Source organism: Lacinutrix iliipiscaria (genome assembly GCF_042686125.1).
Taxonomy (GTDB): domain Bacteria; phylum Bacteroidota; class Bacteroidia; order Flavobacteriales; family Flavobacteriaceae; genus Oceanihabitans; species Oceanihabitans iliipiscarium.
Map to the genome: position 1 here is coordinate 503,872 of NZ_JBHUOV010000001.1, position 16,297 is coordinate 520,168.

The following is a 16,297-nucleotide window of genomic DNA, read 5'->3' on the forward strand; positions in this document are numbered from 1 at the left end:
TTCTATACTACAAATAAATAAAAAACATTATGTTAATAACTCATATAAAGGATATTTTTTCTGCTTCGAAAAATTTTTAACTTTGTTTTTATGCAACTGGAAACTTACATAAGCGATTTATTATATAGATATGAATGTGTGACTGTGCCTGAATTCGGCTCGTTTTTAACGCAACGTATTTCGGCAAAAGTACACGAATCTACCAATGCTTTTTACCCTCCAAAAAAAGTATTGTCTTTTAATGAACAAATTCAGACAAACGATGGTTTATTAGCGCATTATATTGCTGATGTAGAAAAGATTCCTTTTGAAGTTGCCGTAAAAAAAATTAGAAAGCGCGTCAAGTCTCTTAAGTCTTATTTAACTGAAGGTGAAACACTTACTTTTAATAATATTGGCGACTTATCGTTTAATAATGAAGGTAAAATGTTATTTACGCCTTCATATCATTTAAACTATTTAACAGATGCTTTTGGTTTATCGCAATTAGTTTCCCCAGCGATTTCTCGTGAAGTTTATAAAGAAGAGGTTCAAGCTATTGAAAAGGTTATTCCTATTACTGTAACACCAGAAAAACGAAAAAGCAGACCTTACTTAAAATATGCTGCAATTGCTTTAGTTGCTTTAACATTAGGAGGCTTAGTCTCTTCTAATTATTATATCAATCAAATTGAAGCGCATAATCAATTAGCTCAAGAGGATGCGAATACGCAAATGGAGAGTAAAATTCAAGAAGCTACTTTTGTAATAGACAATCCGCTTCCTGCAGTAACACTTACTGTTGATAAAGTGGAAGTGCCTATTGGGAATTATCATATTATTGCTGGTGCGTTCAGAATTGAAGAAAATTGCGACAAAAAATTACAGCAACTTATAGACCAAGGATTTGATGCAAGAAAAATTGGTGCTAATAAGTATGGTTTACACCAAGTTGTTTATTCAAGTCACACAGACCGATTAGATGCTTTGAAAACTTTACGAAGCATTAAAAGAACACATAATAAAGCTGCTTGGTTATTGGTTAAAGACTTAAATTAATAGCGTCTTACAATTGCACTTTCTTTTTTAACCTTTATTTACTTTTTCTTTATTAGTCTATAAAAGCACCTTACCTTTGCAGCGCATTAAATTATCTTATAATGGCTCTAAAAACTCCTGAACAATCAAAAACTATAATGACCGATTTAGTTTTACCTAGTGAAACAAATCCTATAAACAATTTATTTGGTGGAGAGCTTCTAGCTAGAATGGATCGTGCTGCTAGTATTGCAGCTCGACGTCATTCGAGACGAATAGTAGTTACAGCGTCTGTAAACCATGTCGCATTTAATCATGCTGTACCTTTAGGAAGTGTGGTTACTATTGAAGCTAAAGTTTCTCGCGCTTTTAGAAGTTCTATGGAGATTTATTTAGATGTTTGGATTGAAGATCGTGAATCTGGTGAATGCATTAAGGCTAATGAAGCCATCTACACTTTTGTTGCTGTTAACGAAACAGGACGACCAGTTAAAGTGGAAGACATTCATCCTGAAACCGACTTAGAAAAAGAACGTTTTGAAGGTGCTTTAAGACGTAAACAACTCAGTTTAGTTCTTGCTGGAAAAATGAAACCTCATGATGCTACAGAATTAAAGGCTTTGTTTTTAAACGATTAATGACTTCATTTTTTTGTCACAAAAGGAATCATCTTACATCTTGTAAATCCAAGATGCTGGGTTTTGAGTTTTGGAGTCTTTAAACACACTAAAACTTAAAATGGTTTGTCCATTTGAAGGGTTTGTGAAAACCTCTCCTATTTCTTGTTTAGTGGTGACTTTATCTCCTTTTTTGACATATATTTTCCCTAAGTTAGAATAGGCTGTAAAGTAATTTCCATGACGAATTAAAACCGAAGGGTTTCCGTTTTTAGAAGCAATAATTCTATACACTTCACCATTAAAAACCGCACGTACTTTTCCATTTTTTTCAGTTGCTATTCGTACACCATTACTTTGTATCATAATCGTTTTAACTATAGGACTTGGTTGTCTACCATACTTCAACTTGACCACTCCTTTTTCTACAGGCCATGGTAATTTGCCTTTGCTGGTCTCAAAACTATTAGCTAAGACTTTGTCTTCTGGAGTCATGGCATAGCCAGTAGATTTAGACGTTGTGGTTTTGCCTACCTTAGAAGCTGCTATAGCCTCTTTGATTATACGTTCAATTTCTCGGTCAATTCGATTGGCTTCAGCTTGACGTTCTTTAATTTGAGAGGCATATTTGCTCACATCTTTGCTAATAGCAAGCATTAAAATTTCATGCTGTTTTAACTCCTTTTCAAGTTCAGCTTGAGCAATTTTATTTTCATCTATAAGCTTTTGTTTGTCCTCTTTTTGTTTTAATAATGCTTGATTGATTTCCTGTAATTCAATCGTTTTAGCCTTAATCGATTCGCCTTGTTCTTTTTGATATTCGGCGTATTGATTAATATACTTAATGCGCTTATAGGCTTGTTTAAAATTGGTAGAAGATAAGAGAAACATTACACGACTTTGTTCGCTTTTACTTTTATAAGACGTCACTATCATTTTTGCATAATTATCTTTAAGCGTAGATAGTTCCTCTCTTAATTCTGAAATTTTATCTTGGTTATCGTTAATCTCTCTAGTTAATAAATTGGCTTGTTGATTTGTGACCTTTATTAGATTTCGTCGTACACTGACTTTATAATTTAAATCTTCAATTAATGTTAATTGTGATTTTTGTTTCGATTGACTTTCTTTCTGTAGGTTATTAATTTGTTGTATTTCACGACGTAATTCTTGTCGACGATCTTCTAATTCTTGTTGTTTTTTACTTTGTGAAAACGCAAGGGTTGTGCATAAAAATAATGCAATACAAAGAGGGATTATGTGTGTAAATTTATTTCGCATTATTTAAGTACAATTTCATCATATCCTGATGGTATTTTAAACGGAAAGCTTAAATTCTCATTTAAAGTTATAGATTTAAACTCTATTGTTAATCTCGTTTCATCATAACCTTCTACAGCATTAATGTTTATGTTTTCTGGAAAGATTTGTTTATCGACTTCTTGATAGTTTGTGTAATCTATTTGAAGTATTCTCAATTCTTTAGCTTGTGCTAATTGCTGAGAATTTATTTTATAATGCGAGGCATTAAGTAAATAAAACAACTCAAAGGCCTCAGGTTGTATTTTAGGCTTAAGAACATATTCATTTCCTTGAGTAAGGACTTCGTAATCATTTTTGTTTAAATCATACAAAGCTTCGCCAAGCAATAAGTTTTGTACTTTATTGAAATCTAAATCAGTGCCTAATAAATCGCTTAAATAAGCATAATCGCCATCAAAATAAGTATTGTCTAGCTTATTATAAAAACTCACACGCTCTGGTGTTATTAATGCTTTTATGAAGCCTAACTTACTCATCCAAATCGCTTTATCTTTTTGCATTCTAAAACTTACCGTTGTGCTTTTTGAGCTTGTACCTTCAACATAATCTATTTTAACTCTAGCAGCTAATGTTTTAAAGTTTGGTGTTTTTTTAGCATTCTCTTTTATAAGCTGTTTAGCTGTAAGATTTAAGTTGCTATTTCCAGTCGTTAGGGTTTTAGTTGATTTACAACCAACTAAAAACATAAGACAAAAGGAAACAAAATATATGAGGCGTTTTATTTGCATTTAATTTGTGAGTTCTAATTGTTTAGCTTTATCACTAAACGTTTTTGCTTTAGTTGTATTGTTTAATAAGGTGTGAGAAATACTTAACTGCTTATAAAAATCACTTTCCATTTTTAAGTCGTCGATAACATAATCTAACCCTATTTCTAGAGATAGAATGGCTTTGTTTGGTAGGTTTAATTTATTTTGAGCAACACCATTTATAAGGTAAAATAGAGGTTGAGATGGATATTTATCTATGGCTTCTGAACTCTCTTGAGTTGCTAATTCATAGTCTTCTACATCAATATATAAAAGCAATACATTTCGTAACACACCAAAATTGTCTGGCTCACTTTCTAAAGCCTTTTTATAATACACTAAGGCCTTCTCTTTTTCTCCTTTGGTTAAAAAATACTGAGCAATTTCAATATTAGTCCCAATGTTTTCATCGTCACTAATCTTAGACGTAATTTCAACTAAATCTGATTCATATTCAGGGTTTTCTCCAACAAATTTCACAAAATCTGAAAGCACCATAAGTTTAGCTTCGGGTTGAATTTCATTACTATTTAAAACAATTTGCATAGACTCAACACCTTTTTCGGTGTTATCTTCATCTAAGTAAAATTTATATAAAGCTAAATGCACTAATTGAGAGTTAGGGTTAATTTCTAATAACTTTTTAGCAGTTTCAAAAGCCTTTTCTTTTTCGTTATTTTCACTATATCTGAAAATAAGTGATAAGTAATTTTTTTCATCATCAGGATGCTCGTCTATTCGTTCCTCTAAATTTTGAATTTGCTCCTTCTTTTGACCTGTAGTGTTATAGATTAAATTTCGCACACGATCCCTTGTCTCAGAAGTTCCAAAATCCTCATCCATTTGGTCTAAAATCTTAAGTGCTTCATCATACTTTTTAGTCTTTACATATAAAGTCGCCAAATCTTCTTTATAGTCTGGATGATATTTTATAAGTTGTTTTACGGTTTCAATGGCTTTATCTAATTCATTTTGTTTGGCATAAATATCATAAAGCTCATCTAAATACCATTCATTATCTGGTTTTTTATTAATGGCTATTTTTAAGGCTTTTTCTGCAGCATCATAATTTTTAAGGAGGTTATAATTTTTCCCTAATTCAAAAAACAAAGCAGCATCTGAATCGTCTAGTTTTTGGCATTTAAGCAGTGCTTCTATAGCTCTGTCGTAGTTTTCTATTCCTTTTTGTTTTAAAGCTTCAAAGAAGAGTTCTTGATATTCATCTTCAACATTACCTAAATCATCATCAGGTCGTTTGTTAAAATCGACTTGCGCATAATTAGCCTGCGGAAAGAAGAGCAGTCCGAAGAAAAAAATCAATATAAAAATTTGTTTTTGCATAATTATTTTAGGCAATAATTATTCCAAAACAGAATAATCACCAATGCTAATTTTTGTAAAATCGCCATTATACTTAACATGATTACCAATCATTGCTTCATCTAAATTAGCACTTTTTATAGAGGTGTGGTTCTGTATTAGGCTATTTTTAACGGTTGTATTTTCAAAAACACAATTATTTCCAACAGAAACATTTGGGCCAATCGTAGAATTAATAAGCTTAACGTTTTCACCTATATAACAAGGCTCGATAATTTTTGAGTTTATTAACTCTAGTGAATCTGCAACTAATTGTTCTTCAGCATCTGCTTTTAAAAAGCCTAGCATTCTAGTGTTGGTTTCTAAAGTAACTGTCTTATTTCCACAATCCATCCACTCATCAACGGTTCCCGTTTTAAAAATTCTGCCTTCGGCCATCATTCTTAAAATACCATCATTAATTTGATATTCTCCTCCATTCATAACGTTTTCATCAAGAACTTCTTGTAATTTTTCTTTTAATACTGCAACATCTTTAAAATAATAAATACCTATAACCGCTTGATCACTCACAAAATTTTCAGGTTTTTCAACTAATTCTGTGATGTTATTTTCTGAATTTAATTTTACTACACCATAAGCCTCAGGATTTTCCACTTTTTTGGTCCAAATAACAGCATCGGCTTTGGCATCTAAATCAAAATCCGCACGAATTAATGTGTCTGCATAAGCGATTACTGCTGGGCCAGTAAGTGAAGGCTTAGCGCACATGATTGCATGACCAGTTCCTAAAGGTTGATCTTGTCTATAAATAGATGCTTTTGCACCAAGGCTTTTTGCTAATGCTTTTAAGCTAGAAACAACGTTATCTCCAAACCAAGCTGGATCTCCAAGTACAAATGCAATCTCTTCTATAGGTTGATTTAACACCTTTGCAATATCTTTTACCAAACGATGTACAATAGGCTGTCCAGCAACTGGTATTAATGGTTTAGGCACTGTTAAGCTATGCGGACGAAGGCGTGATCCTCGACCAGCCATTGGTACTATTATTTTCATATTTTAATGTTGATTCGTTTTTATTTTGTTGTTGATTTGTTTTGCTTACACGCTTGTGTTTTTCAAACTTTCTAATCACTTTACACCAGTACTTCCAAAACCCCCTTCACCTCGAGCTGTTTCTGAAAGCGTTTTCACTTCTTCCCATTCTGCACGTTCATGCTTTGCGATAACCAACTGTGCAATGCGTTCTCCGTTCTCGATAATAAAATCTTCATTAGAAAGATTCACTAAAATCACACCTATTTCGCCTCTATAATCTGCATCAATCGTTCCTGGTGCATTAAGAACTGTAATTCCTTTTTTAGCTGCTAGGCCACTTCTAGGACGCACTTGGGCTTCAAGTCCAACAGGTAATTCAATAAACAATCCTGTGCCTACAATGCTTCGTTCTAAAGGTTTTAAGATTCTTGATTCTGATAAGCTAGCACGCAAATCCATTCCTGCTGAAGCTATTGTTTCGTAATGTGGTAAATCGTGGTTGGACTTGTTTATTATTTTAATATTCATTTCTCTTTCAATTATGTTTTTCAATTTCTTTTTCTAATAAATTAATTATGGATACCATTTTTTCTTTTAAAACTGGGCCTTCGGTAAAAATATCTTTCATATAACTATACACATAGATTAATAAGTTTTCAAATTTATCAGATTCTAATAATTTAATCAGATCATTTTTATAGAAGGTCTTTTCATCTTCATTAATTTCAGAATTATTAAAAATCAAATTAAAGTCCATTTTGAGATTATCTATAATAAAAGTATATAAATTAGCCGCTGCAAACCCGTTTGCATTTAATTCCTCTTCTTTGTAATCATTTAATAAATCTTGAAATTCTGATAATTCTTTCTTCAATACATCGTTTGTAATCAATTCTATTTTGCCTGAATTAATAACTGATTTATAAATACTTTGAAAAGGATCATAGGTCCATTGCTGAGTAACACCTCCCATTAAAGTTCTTAAACTATCGAAAGTCAACTCCTTTACATTATTAGTCATTAGGTCATTAATGCTTTTTTTTCTGTAAAGTTGCAATTTATAGATGTCATTAAATCTGACACGATTTTCACTAAATTCTTGATGAAGACTTTTGAGAACTTTAGCCTCCTCTTTCTTTAGTTCACGATTTGTATTCCAATTATTGACCTGTAAAGCCAAGAGAATACCTATCATAACTAAAAATATTTCTCCAATAGCATATTTAAAATAACGCCCTGTCTTGTTTTCATTAAGCAGTTGTTTACGTATTTTATTGAAGAGTTTTATCATGGTCTTAATTTACAGTTTTTCCGCAAGCGGCTATCTCAACCAAATATCCACTGGATATTTGATTTTGCAAACGCAAAATTCTGTCTCGATAATGTATTTTATTGAAGAGTTTTATCATTAATTATTTTTGATTAGCATCTGTTTTAATTCCATTTTTTCTAATTGAAAAACTAGTCCTAAAAATACAATTATTGCTCCAATACCTACAACATAATTCTCTCTAAGTTCTGTATAAAATATTAACATTGAAAAGCTAATGGATACAAATAAATAGAGACCTATTTTTTTTAAGTTATACGGAATTGGGTAATATTTTCTTCCCAAATAAAAAGATATAGCCATCATTAAAGCATAGGCCGAAAGTGTTGCAATTGCTGAGCCTTTGTATCCTATTTTAGGAATTAGTATGTAATTTAATACTAAAGTTGTCACTGCTCCAAATACCGAAATATACGCGCCATATTTCGTGCGATCTGTGATTTTATACCAAACCGAAAGGTTGTGATAAATACCTAAACAAAAATTCGCTAAAAGTATAAGTGGTACAATCCACATGGCTTCATAATAAGCTTCACTTCTAATGATATATGGTTTTATAAAATCTGCAAAAACAACGACTGTTAATAGAATAACAGATCCAAAAGCAACAAAGAAATTCAAAATCTTGGCATAGTTTTTTTGCGGATTGTTAGTGCTCGAATGACTGAAAAAATAAGGTTCAATACCTAAGCGATAGGCTGTAGCAAACAAGGTCATAAACAAGGCGAGTTTATAACACGCAGAATACATTCCTATTTGGTCTTCTGCCACGTCACTAGGTAATAATTCATTTAAAAGAATGCGATCAAACGTTTCATTTACTGAATACGCAATACCTGCAATGAGTACTGGGAATGCATATCGCAGCATTCTTTTCCATAAAGTCGCATCAAAGTTATATTTGATTTTGGTATAAAATGGAAGGAGAAGTAATAATGTAAACCCGCTTGCAATGAGGTTAGAAATAAAGATATAGTTAATCTCAAATTCTGGTTTGTAAATAGATTCAAAAAATGAATTCCCGCTAATCAAATCCTTTAAATACAACAATAAGAACACATTTAAGCCTAAATTAATAGCTACATTCAAAATCTTAAGGACAGCATATCGCATAGGTCGTTCTGTTGCACGTAACCATGCAAAAGGAATAATAACGAGAGCATCTAGTAATAATATTCCGAAAACTAGATTTAAATACTGTAAGTCGATTCCTATTAATTCAGAGATTTGAGTCCTTAATAAAAAGGCAATTCCTAAAAATACTACTGAACTAATTATTAAAGAAACTGCGGATGTACTGACTACTTTTTCTTGATCTTTTTCTTTATTAAAAAACCTGAAAAATGCAGTTTCCATACCATAGGCCAGCACTACATTAAACAATACGAAATAGGCAAATATAAATGAAACGCGGCCATATTCTGCTCTTGAAAGAACAGAAGGGTCTGTATATAGTGGCACTAAAATAAAACTTAACATTCGAGGAAGCACAGTGGCTAGTCCGTAAATAAAAGTTTGTTTAAAAAGTGTTTTTAAAGCGCTCAAAAAGTTGTTTGTTTATAAAGCTAAAAATAAGGTTTTTATAACAAAAAAACCTAACTCGTTAAAGTTAGGTTTATAATTTATATAAAAACAATTACTGTCTTCGCAAAAAGAATTAATTGTTTAAAGCTTCAGCACCACCAACAATTTCTAAGATTTCGTTAGTAATGGCTGCTTGACGTGCTTTATTATATGTTAATTTAAGCTGATCTCTTAATTCTGTTGCATTATCTGTTGCTTTATGCATTGCAGTCATACGAGCACCGTGTTCACTTGCAAAAGAATCTCTAATCCCTTTAAATAATTGTGTCTTTAAAGACTTCGGAATGAGTTGTTCAACGATTTCAATTTTAGAAGGTTCAAAAAGATAATCTGCATTATTATTTGCTTCTCCTTCAACTGGAACAATTGGTAAAAATTGTTCAACCATTACAATTTGAGTGGCTGCGTTTTTAAATTTGTTGTAAACGATTTCAATTTTATCAAATTCGCCTGTTACAAATTTATCCATCAGCATTTCAGCAATTTGAGAAACATTTTCAAAGGTTAAATCTTCGAAAACATCACTTTTATTAGCGATAACTGTTCCGTGTTTAGCTAAAGCATCATTTGCTTTTTTCCCAATAGCAACATAAGATACTTCTTGGTTCGTATAAACGTCGTTTGCTAATCTGTTGACTTCTTTTATGATGTTAGAATTAAATGCGCCACACAAGCCTCTGTTTGATGTAATAGCCACTATTAAAACCTTATTTACATCTCGTTGTGTTGCAAATTTACTTCCAGAATCAGCATCTAATGTTGCACTTAAGCTTTGTAAAAGCTCAGTCAATTTATCTGCATAAGGACGCATAGCAGTAATAGCATCTTGAGCCTTCTTTAACTTTGCAGCTGATACCATTTTCATGGCACTAGTTATCTGCATAGTTGAAGATACTGATGATATTCTGTTACGTATTTCTTTTAAATTTGCCATATGTTCTTTTTGAGATCCTAAACGTTGTTTAGGATGACATTAAAGTTTATTAAGCTCTATATTTTCCTGATATATCTTTCGCTACAGTGGTTAATGTATCTGTAACCTCATCAGTTAATTTACCTGCTTTTAAAGTACTAAGCACATCTGCATGCTTCGCTTTTAAAAACTCAATAAAATCACGCTCAAATTCTTTTACCTTTTCAACAGGCACATCTCTTAATAAGTTTTTAGATCCTGCATAAATAATTGCAATTTGATCTTCAACAGTAAAAGGATCATTTTGTGCTTGCTTTAAAATTTCAACATTACGTTTTCCTTTTTCAATTACATTTAAAGTAACAGCATCTAAATCAGAACCAAACTTCGCAAATGCTTCCAGTTCACGGAATTGTGCCTGGTCTAATTTTAAAGTACCTGATACTTTTTTCATAGATTTAATCTGAGCATTACCTCCAACACGAGATACAGAAATACCTACGTTAATTGCTGGACGCACACCAGAGTTAAATAAATCACCATCTAAGAAAATCTGTCCGTCAGTAATTGAAATTACATTGGTTGGAATATAGGCAGATACGTCACCTGCTTGAGTTTCAATAATTGGTAATGCCGTTAAAGAGCCTCCTCCTTTTACGATAGGTTTTAAAGCATCTGGAAGGTCATTCATCTCTTTAGCAATCGCATCATTATCGATTATTTTTGCCGAACGCTCTAATAATCTTGAGTGAAGATAGAATACATCACCAGGATACGCCTCACGTCCTGGAGGACGACGTAATAATAATGATACCTCACGATAAGCAACCGCTTGTTTTGATAAATCATCAAAAACAATAAGTGCTGGACGACCAGTATCTCTAAAATATTCTCCAATAGATGCTCCAGTAAAAGGTGCATAAACCTGCATTGCTGCAGGGTCTGATGCATTTGCTGCTACTATAGTAGTATAAGCTAAAGCTCCTTTTTCCTCTAAAGTTTTAGCAATTAAGGCTACTGTTGAGGCCTTTTGACCAACAGCAACATATATACAATAAACAGGTTCTCCTGCATCGTAAAATTCTTTTTGATTTAAGATGGTATCAATACAAACCGCTGTTTTACCAGTCTGTCTGTCTCCAATAACTAACTCACGTTGACCACGTCCAACAGGGATCATGGCGTCAATAGACTTAATACCTGTTTGTAATGGTTCAGTTACTGGCTCACGATAAATTACACCAGGCGCTTTACGCTCTAGAGGCATTTCGAAAGTTTCGCCTTGAATTGGACCTTTACCATCAATTGGGTTCCCTAAAGTATCGACAACACGACCAACAATACCCTCTCCTACTTTAATAGAAGCAATACGTCCTGTACGTTTTACTGTAGATCCTTCTTTAACTCCTTTTGAAGCTCCTAACAATACAATACCTACGTTATCTTCTTCAAGATTAAGTACAATACCTTCTAATCCTCCGTCGAATTCTACTAATTCTCCGTATTGAGCATTTGCTAATCCGTAAGCACGTACGATACCATCACCTACAGTTAATACTGTTCCTACTTCGTCTAATGAAGCGCTTGCTTCAAAGCCTGAAAGTTGTTGTTTTAAGATTGCTGAAACTTCAGCTGGTTTTACTTCTGCCATTTCTATTTATTTAAATGATAGATATTAACTATCTATACTTAATTTAATGTAAACTCTCTTTTTAATTTGTTTAGCTTATTTGCTATACTAGCATTATATTGAATATCTCCAACACGCAAGATAAATCCACCTAAAATAGATTCGTCTATAATGCTTTCAATATTTGCTTCTTTTCCAGTAAGTGCTTTTACTTTAGCTAAAACTTTTGATTTTAATTCATCTGTTAAAGGAACTGCTGTAGTAACTTTTGCGACTTGAATTCCGTTTAACTGATCATATAATTGATTATACTTTTGAGCAACTTGTCCTAATAAATTAACACGTTTATTAGTGATTAACGTATCGATTAAGTTTACGCTTAAAGTATTTGTGTTTTTAAATATTTCTAATAGCGCAGACTTTTTAATTGCAGTATTAACGACAGGGCTCTCAAGCATATCGCTTAAGTTTTTGTTATCTGCAATTGTAGTTGCTATTAACGTCATGTCATCATTAACAACATTTGCTAAGTTTTGATCGCTAGCTAAGCTTAAAATTGCTTTTGCGTACCGTATTGCTGCTCTTGATTCTGCCATGAATATTTAGTTTAATGTTGCTTCACTTAACATAGACTCTACTAACTGTAATTGTTTGTCTTTGTTAGATAATTCTTCACGTACTACTTTTTCTGCAATATCAACCGCTAAACCTGCAACATGACTTTTAAGTTCTGCCATTGCTGCTTTTTTCTCATTAACTATTGCATCTTGAGCTTGTTCAATCATTTTATTAGCCTGAACTTGAGCCTCCTCTTTTGCATCAGAAATCATTTTATCTTTGATTTCACGAGCTTCTTTAAGCATAGTTTCTCGTTCTGCGCGAGCTTCTTTTAAAATACGCTCATTATCTGCAGTAAGATTTTCCATCTCTTTACGAGCATTTTCTGCAGAAGCTAATGCTTTTACAATACCATCTTCTCTATCGCTTACTGCTCCAAGTATAGGCTTCCATGCGAATTTTCTTAATATGAAAAGCAAACATAAAAATGTAATTGCTGTCCAAAAAACCAATCCAAAACCAGGTGTAATTAAATCCATTTCTTTTTTGTTTTAAATAACTTAAATTTTAAAAATACAGAAGTAACCAACCGTCACTTCTGTATTTTCTTTTAGGTTTATTATCCTTGTAGTAATGCAACTACAATTCCAAATAACGCTACGGCTTCAACGAAGGCTGCTAAAATTAATGCAGAAGATTGAATCTTTCCGTGCATTTCTGGTTGACGTGCCATAGCTTCCATAGCAGATCCACCAATTTTACCAATACCAACACCAGCTCCAATAGCTGCTAAACCAGCTCCAATAGCTGCAATTCCAGTAATAGTCATAGTTATAAAATTTAAATTAATTAATGATGCTCTTCTTCAGTTGCCATGCCAAAATACAAGGCAGACAATACTGTAAATATATATGCTTGAATTGCTGTAACCACAATTTCAATAATCCCAATGAATAATGAGAATGCTACTGAAACAGGTGCTACTGCAACGGTTTTAAATATAAAAATTAAAGACATTAACGCTAAAATGATAATATGTCCTGCTGTAATATTAGCAAAGAGACGAATCATTAACGAAATAGGCTTTGTAAATAATCCAATGATTTCAATTGGCATTAAAAATATTTTCATTGGCACAGGAACTCCAGGCATCCAGAATACGTGTTTCCAATAATTTGAATTACCACTAAATGAGGTAATTAAAAATGTGAAAAAGGCCAAAGTAAATGTAAAAGCGATATTACCACTTAAGTTTGCCCCATTTAAAATTGGAATCAAACCAAAGATGTTATTAATCCATATAAAGAAAAATATGGTTAATAAATATGGCATATATTTTTTATACTTGCTTTCACCAATCATAGGTTTTGCAATTTCATCTCTAACAAAAACAACTAATGGCTCAACAAAACCTGCTATTCCTGTTGGAACATTGTCTTCAGATTTTCTATAGCGCCTTGCTGCTGATATAAATATTAATAACAAAACTGCAACAGAAACCCACATCATAAAAACGTTACGAGTTATAGAAAAATCTAAAGGTTTTGACGCATTAGTAGGATGGTGTTCAGCATCAAACTCAACAGCACTTGCTCCTGAATTTAATTGGTATATTTTTTCGTGAAATTTAACAAACTTAGCGCCATTTTTTTCAACAATTGTATGACCTGTATCATCATGGTGGAACTCACTAGACATAAATGTTACCAAACCATTATCGGTCCACAATATAATTGGCAAAGGAATAGAAACAGGTTTGTCATTAATATCAATAATATGAAACTCATGGGCATCTTTTACGTGATGCATAATCATATCCTTAGCGTTGAATTCTTTCTCTTGTGAAGGGTCTGAACTTTCTGACGCAAAACCAACAAATGTTGTTGCCAAAAACAATACAGATAATATCGTGCTCTTAAAGGTGTTTAATATCATTGATTTATCGCTTTAAAATACCTTGCTTTAAATTCCGTGCAAATGTACGTACATATTATTAAAAGTCAAACAATAATTTAATGATTATTTTTTAGCGACAGATATTGCAGATATTACAAAGAAAGATTACTGCTTTTGAAGAAATTTTGTTATCGAATACACCTCAAAAAACAAATATAAAAAGTAAGGGATGAAAAAATTAAACACATCTGGCTGCTTATTTACAAAGTCAGACAGTAATAAAGGCAGTAAAAACACAATTGCCAATAACATCTTAACTAAAGTAATAGCCATAAATGTTACAAAAATATCTTTATGCGTTTTTGAAAATTTGTAATTAATAATAGTATATAAAATGGTAGTTATAATTAAATGAAACAGATATACTTGCCATAATGGAAAGAAAAATAGCGTTTCCGTAGCAAAATAAGACAATAAATAGGAGTGCACTCCATATAGAATTATTGTAAAAACAATATTCTGAAATAAAAATGAAATCTGCCTCGATTTAAATGATGGTGACATTTGTTATTCTTTAGAGTTTGCAATTATACGTCTTATTACAAAAACTACAGCTAGAATAACAGAAGTTAATGAAAGAACGACTGTATAGAGGTTGTGTTTATTAGGGAATTTTTCATCAAGTTTAACTCCAGCATAAGTACCTATGCCAATAATTGCAAACATTTGTATCGCTATACTTGAATATTTGGCGTAATTATTAAGCTGATTGCCCTTGTTCTGGTCTTGGTTTTGGCTTTGGTGTTTCACCTTGATTAAATTGTTTAACAGAGCCTTTCATTACACAGGTTACATTAAATGTAGCGCCAGGTTCTACTTCCAGCTTACCTAAAACTACTTCGCCTTCGATATGAGCAGAAGACTTTAAAGTAAGTGTTCCTGATAGCGCTAATTTTCCTGCAAATTTACCTTCAAAATAAGCGTCTGTACCATTTAAGGTTCCTTTAATGATTCCTGATTTACCTACGACAACCTTTCCTGGTGTTTTTAAGTTACCTTCAACCGTTCCATCTATTCTAAGATCGCCTTCACAAGTTAAATCTCCAACTATTTTAGTGCCACTAGCTACAATATTTTGGCTAGAGGAGCCTTCGTAAACCTGTCTGTCTTTTCTATTATCTGAAAACATAGCTTTTATTTTTACTATTATTGATGATCAAGTTCATACTCATTAAAATTCTTATGAATTTGAATGATTTTATAATTTTTAGATGAAATAGCTACAGAAGGTTTTGTGATTTTTAATCTATCTTCATCTCTTAGTATATAAGCAAATCCGTTTGCGCCATCTATACTTTTTAATCCATGTACCACAACAAAAGTTGTTTCTGGATTATACACGTCTATTGAGGTCTTTAGTTTGTAATGTGCAACATTAGCAACCACTTCATCTAACGTTTTTACAAAATCTGTTATTTCCTGTGAGTTGTTCTTGTTAAACTTGTATACCACTTTATAGTTTCCATTTAAACTATCTGATGCAAACTCTTTAATGGCAATTTTTGGCAAAACATTAGTAACAATATTTTGAGCCTGCTGTCCTTCAGGTTTGTTGGCGTATGTAAGTGCTACATAGTTAATAGCATTGCTGTAGGCATCAAAACCATAAAACCTGCCAATTGTTGTTGCTTTTAACAACTCAAATTTAGGCAACATTTCTTCGCCCTCAAATGCTAAAATATAATTATCTATTTTAGAAAGCACTTTGTCGTATTCTTGATTCTCAAATTGAGCATATAGGCTTTCATATATGCTTTCTGGGCTATTTTGGTCTTGAGCGTTTGCAGCATCAGGATTGCTTAAAATTTTCGCATATCTAGAGTCTGGGTAATTTGTTATGATTTCATTTTTTGCAATACTAGCTTCATTTTCTTCTCCTAACAATTCATATATTTTATATAAATTATACTTTGTTGGAAGTATTAATTTTTCTTCAGGATTACTATTTAAAAGCTGCTGCAGTTTACTTTTTGCAAGCTCGTATTCATTAAATTTTTCTTTATAAATTAATCCTAATTGATAGTATGCGTAGTTTCTACTATTTCCTATGCTGTCTATAACTTTTTGATCTGAAGGAATTAAATTAATATAAAATTCTGGGTTGTATAGTTCTTCATCAGATGCTGCTTCTAATTCAGGATCTATAGCTTCTAATTGTCTTGTTGGTGTAGTGCTACCAGACCACCTCCAATTGTCTTCAGATTTACGATTTCCCCAAATTTTTCTAAACTCGTTTTTACCATAAGAAACTGTAGTTTG

At 32.3% G+C, this 16,297-nt stretch carries 18 protein-coding genes; 2 read left to right on the forward strand and 16 right to left on the reverse strand.

All coding sequences use genetic code 11. The features are described from left to right. Positions 1-90 precede the first annotated feature (90 nt). Both ACFS5M_RS02205 and ACFS5M_RS02210 read left to right on the forward strand, forming a co-directional pair. The gene (locus tag ACFS5M_RS02205) at positions 91-1,038 is read left to right on the forward strand and encodes an HU-CCDC81 and SPOR domain-containing protein (protein WP_183485170.1); all 948 of its coding nucleotides are present in this window, start codon (positions 91-93) and stop codon (positions 1,036-1,038) included. Positions 1,039-1,139: 101 nt separating this feature from the next. Next, entirely contained in the window at positions 1,140-1,655 is a 516-nt protein-coding gene (locus tag ACFS5M_RS02210; RefSeq protein ID WP_183485173.1) for an acyl-CoA thioesterase, read from the forward strand. A gap of 33 nt (positions 1,656-1,688) precedes the next feature. Here ACFS5M_RS02210 and ACFS5M_RS02215 read toward each other — a convergent pair whose 3' ends face one another. The 16 genes from ACFS5M_RS02215 to porW form a co-directional block, all read right to left on the reverse strand. Next, positions 1,689-2,915 carry a murein hydrolase activator EnvC family protein gene (locus tag ACFS5M_RS02215; protein ID WP_183485176.1) on the reverse strand — a complete coding sequence of 409 codons (1,227 nt, stop codon included), beginning with the start codon at positions 2,913-2,915 and terminating at the stop codon, positions 1,689-1,691. Then, positions 2,915-3,643 (reverse strand): DUF4292 domain-containing protein, encoded by a 729-nt coding sequence (locus tag ACFS5M_RS02220; RefSeq protein WP_379897738.1) that lies wholly within the window; start codon positions 3,641-3,643, stop codon positions 2,915-2,917. The genes ACFS5M_RS02215 and ACFS5M_RS02220 overlap by 1 nt, the downstream gene beginning before the upstream one ends. Positions 3,644-3,685: 42 nt before the next feature. Continuing rightward, positions 3,686-5,047: a tetratricopeptide repeat protein gene (locus ACFS5M_RS02225; protein ID WP_183485182.1), complete on the reverse strand. Its 1,362-nt coding sequence runs from the start codon at positions 5,045-5,047 to the stop codon at positions 3,686-3,688. Between the two features lie 18 nt (positions 5,048-5,065). Next, positions 5,066-6,085, reverse strand: coding sequence for a sugar phosphate nucleotidyltransferase (locus ACFS5M_RS02230; RefSeq protein ID WP_183485185.1), 1,020 nt, complete (start codon positions 6,083-6,085; stop codon positions 5,066-5,068). 75 nt (positions 6,086-6,160) lie between these two features. Continuing rightward, entirely contained in the window at positions 6,161-6,595 is a 435-nt protein-coding gene (dut, locus tag ACFS5M_RS02235) for a dUTP diphosphatase (RefSeq protein ID WP_183485188.1), read from the reverse strand. Positions 6,596-6,602: 7 nt separating this feature from the next. Then, positions 6,603-7,358, reverse strand: coding sequence for a DUF6090 family protein (locus ACFS5M_RS02240; protein WP_183485191.1), 756 nt, complete (start codon positions 7,356-7,358; stop codon positions 6,603-6,605). A gap of 117 nt (positions 7,359-7,475) precedes the next feature. Beyond that, positions 7,476-8,942 (reverse strand): oligosaccharide flippase family protein, encoded by a 1,467-nt coding sequence (locus ACFS5M_RS02245; protein WP_183485194.1) that lies wholly within the window; start codon positions 8,940-8,942, stop codon positions 7,476-7,478. A gap of 112 nt (positions 8,943-9,054) precedes the next feature. Then, on the reverse strand, positions 9,055-9,915 hold the full coding sequence (atpG, locus tag ACFS5M_RS02250; protein WP_183485197.1) for an ATP synthase F1 subunit gamma: 861 nt from the start codon (positions 9,913-9,915) through the stop codon (positions 9,055-9,057). A 49-nt stretch (positions 9,916-9,964) separates the two neighbouring features. After that, on the reverse strand, positions 9,965-11,545 hold the full coding sequence (gene atpA, locus ACFS5M_RS02255) for a F0F1 ATP synthase subunit alpha (protein ID WP_183485200.1): 1,581 nt from the start codon (positions 11,543-11,545) through the stop codon (positions 9,965-9,967). 38 nt (positions 11,546-11,583) lie between these two features. Further along, positions 11,584-12,120 (reverse strand): ATP synthase F1 subunit delta, encoded by a 537-nt coding sequence (gene atpH / locus ACFS5M_RS02260; protein WP_183485203.1) that lies wholly within the window; start codon positions 12,118-12,120, stop codon positions 11,584-11,586. Between the two features lie 6 nt (positions 12,121-12,126). Continuing rightward, on the reverse strand, positions 12,127-12,621 hold the full coding sequence (locus tag ACFS5M_RS02265; RefSeq protein ID WP_183485206.1) for a F0F1 ATP synthase subunit B: 495 nt from the start codon (positions 12,619-12,621) through the stop codon (positions 12,127-12,129). 80 nt (positions 12,622-12,701) lie between these two features. Then, entirely contained in the window at positions 12,702-12,911 is a 210-nt protein-coding gene (gene atpE, locus ACFS5M_RS02270; protein WP_183485209.1) for an ATP synthase F0 subunit C, read from the reverse strand. A gap of 20 nt (positions 12,912-12,931) precedes the next feature. Further along, positions 12,932-14,017, reverse strand: coding sequence for a F0F1 ATP synthase subunit A (atpB, locus tag ACFS5M_RS02275; RefSeq protein ID WP_183485212.1), 1,086 nt, complete (start codon positions 14,015-14,017; stop codon positions 12,932-12,934). 528 nt (positions 14,018-14,545) lie between these two features. Continuing rightward, the gene (locus tag ACFS5M_RS02280) at positions 14,546-14,788 is read right to left on the reverse strand and encodes an AtpZ/AtpI family protein (RefSeq protein ID WP_379897745.1); all 243 of its coding nucleotides are present in this window, start codon (positions 14,786-14,788) and stop codon (positions 14,546-14,548) included. After that, positions 14,739-15,167, reverse strand: coding sequence for a bactofilin family protein (locus ACFS5M_RS02285; protein WP_183485221.1), 429 nt, complete (start codon positions 15,165-15,167; stop codon positions 14,739-14,741). The genes ACFS5M_RS02280 and ACFS5M_RS02285 overlap by 50 nt, the downstream gene beginning before the upstream one ends. A 17-nt stretch (positions 15,168-15,184) precedes the next feature. Then, on the reverse strand, positions 15,185-16,297 hold a 1,113-nt coding region (gene porW / locus ACFS5M_RS02290; RefSeq protein ID WP_379897747.1), incomplete at its 5' end, for a type IX secretion system periplasmic lipoprotein PorW/SprE.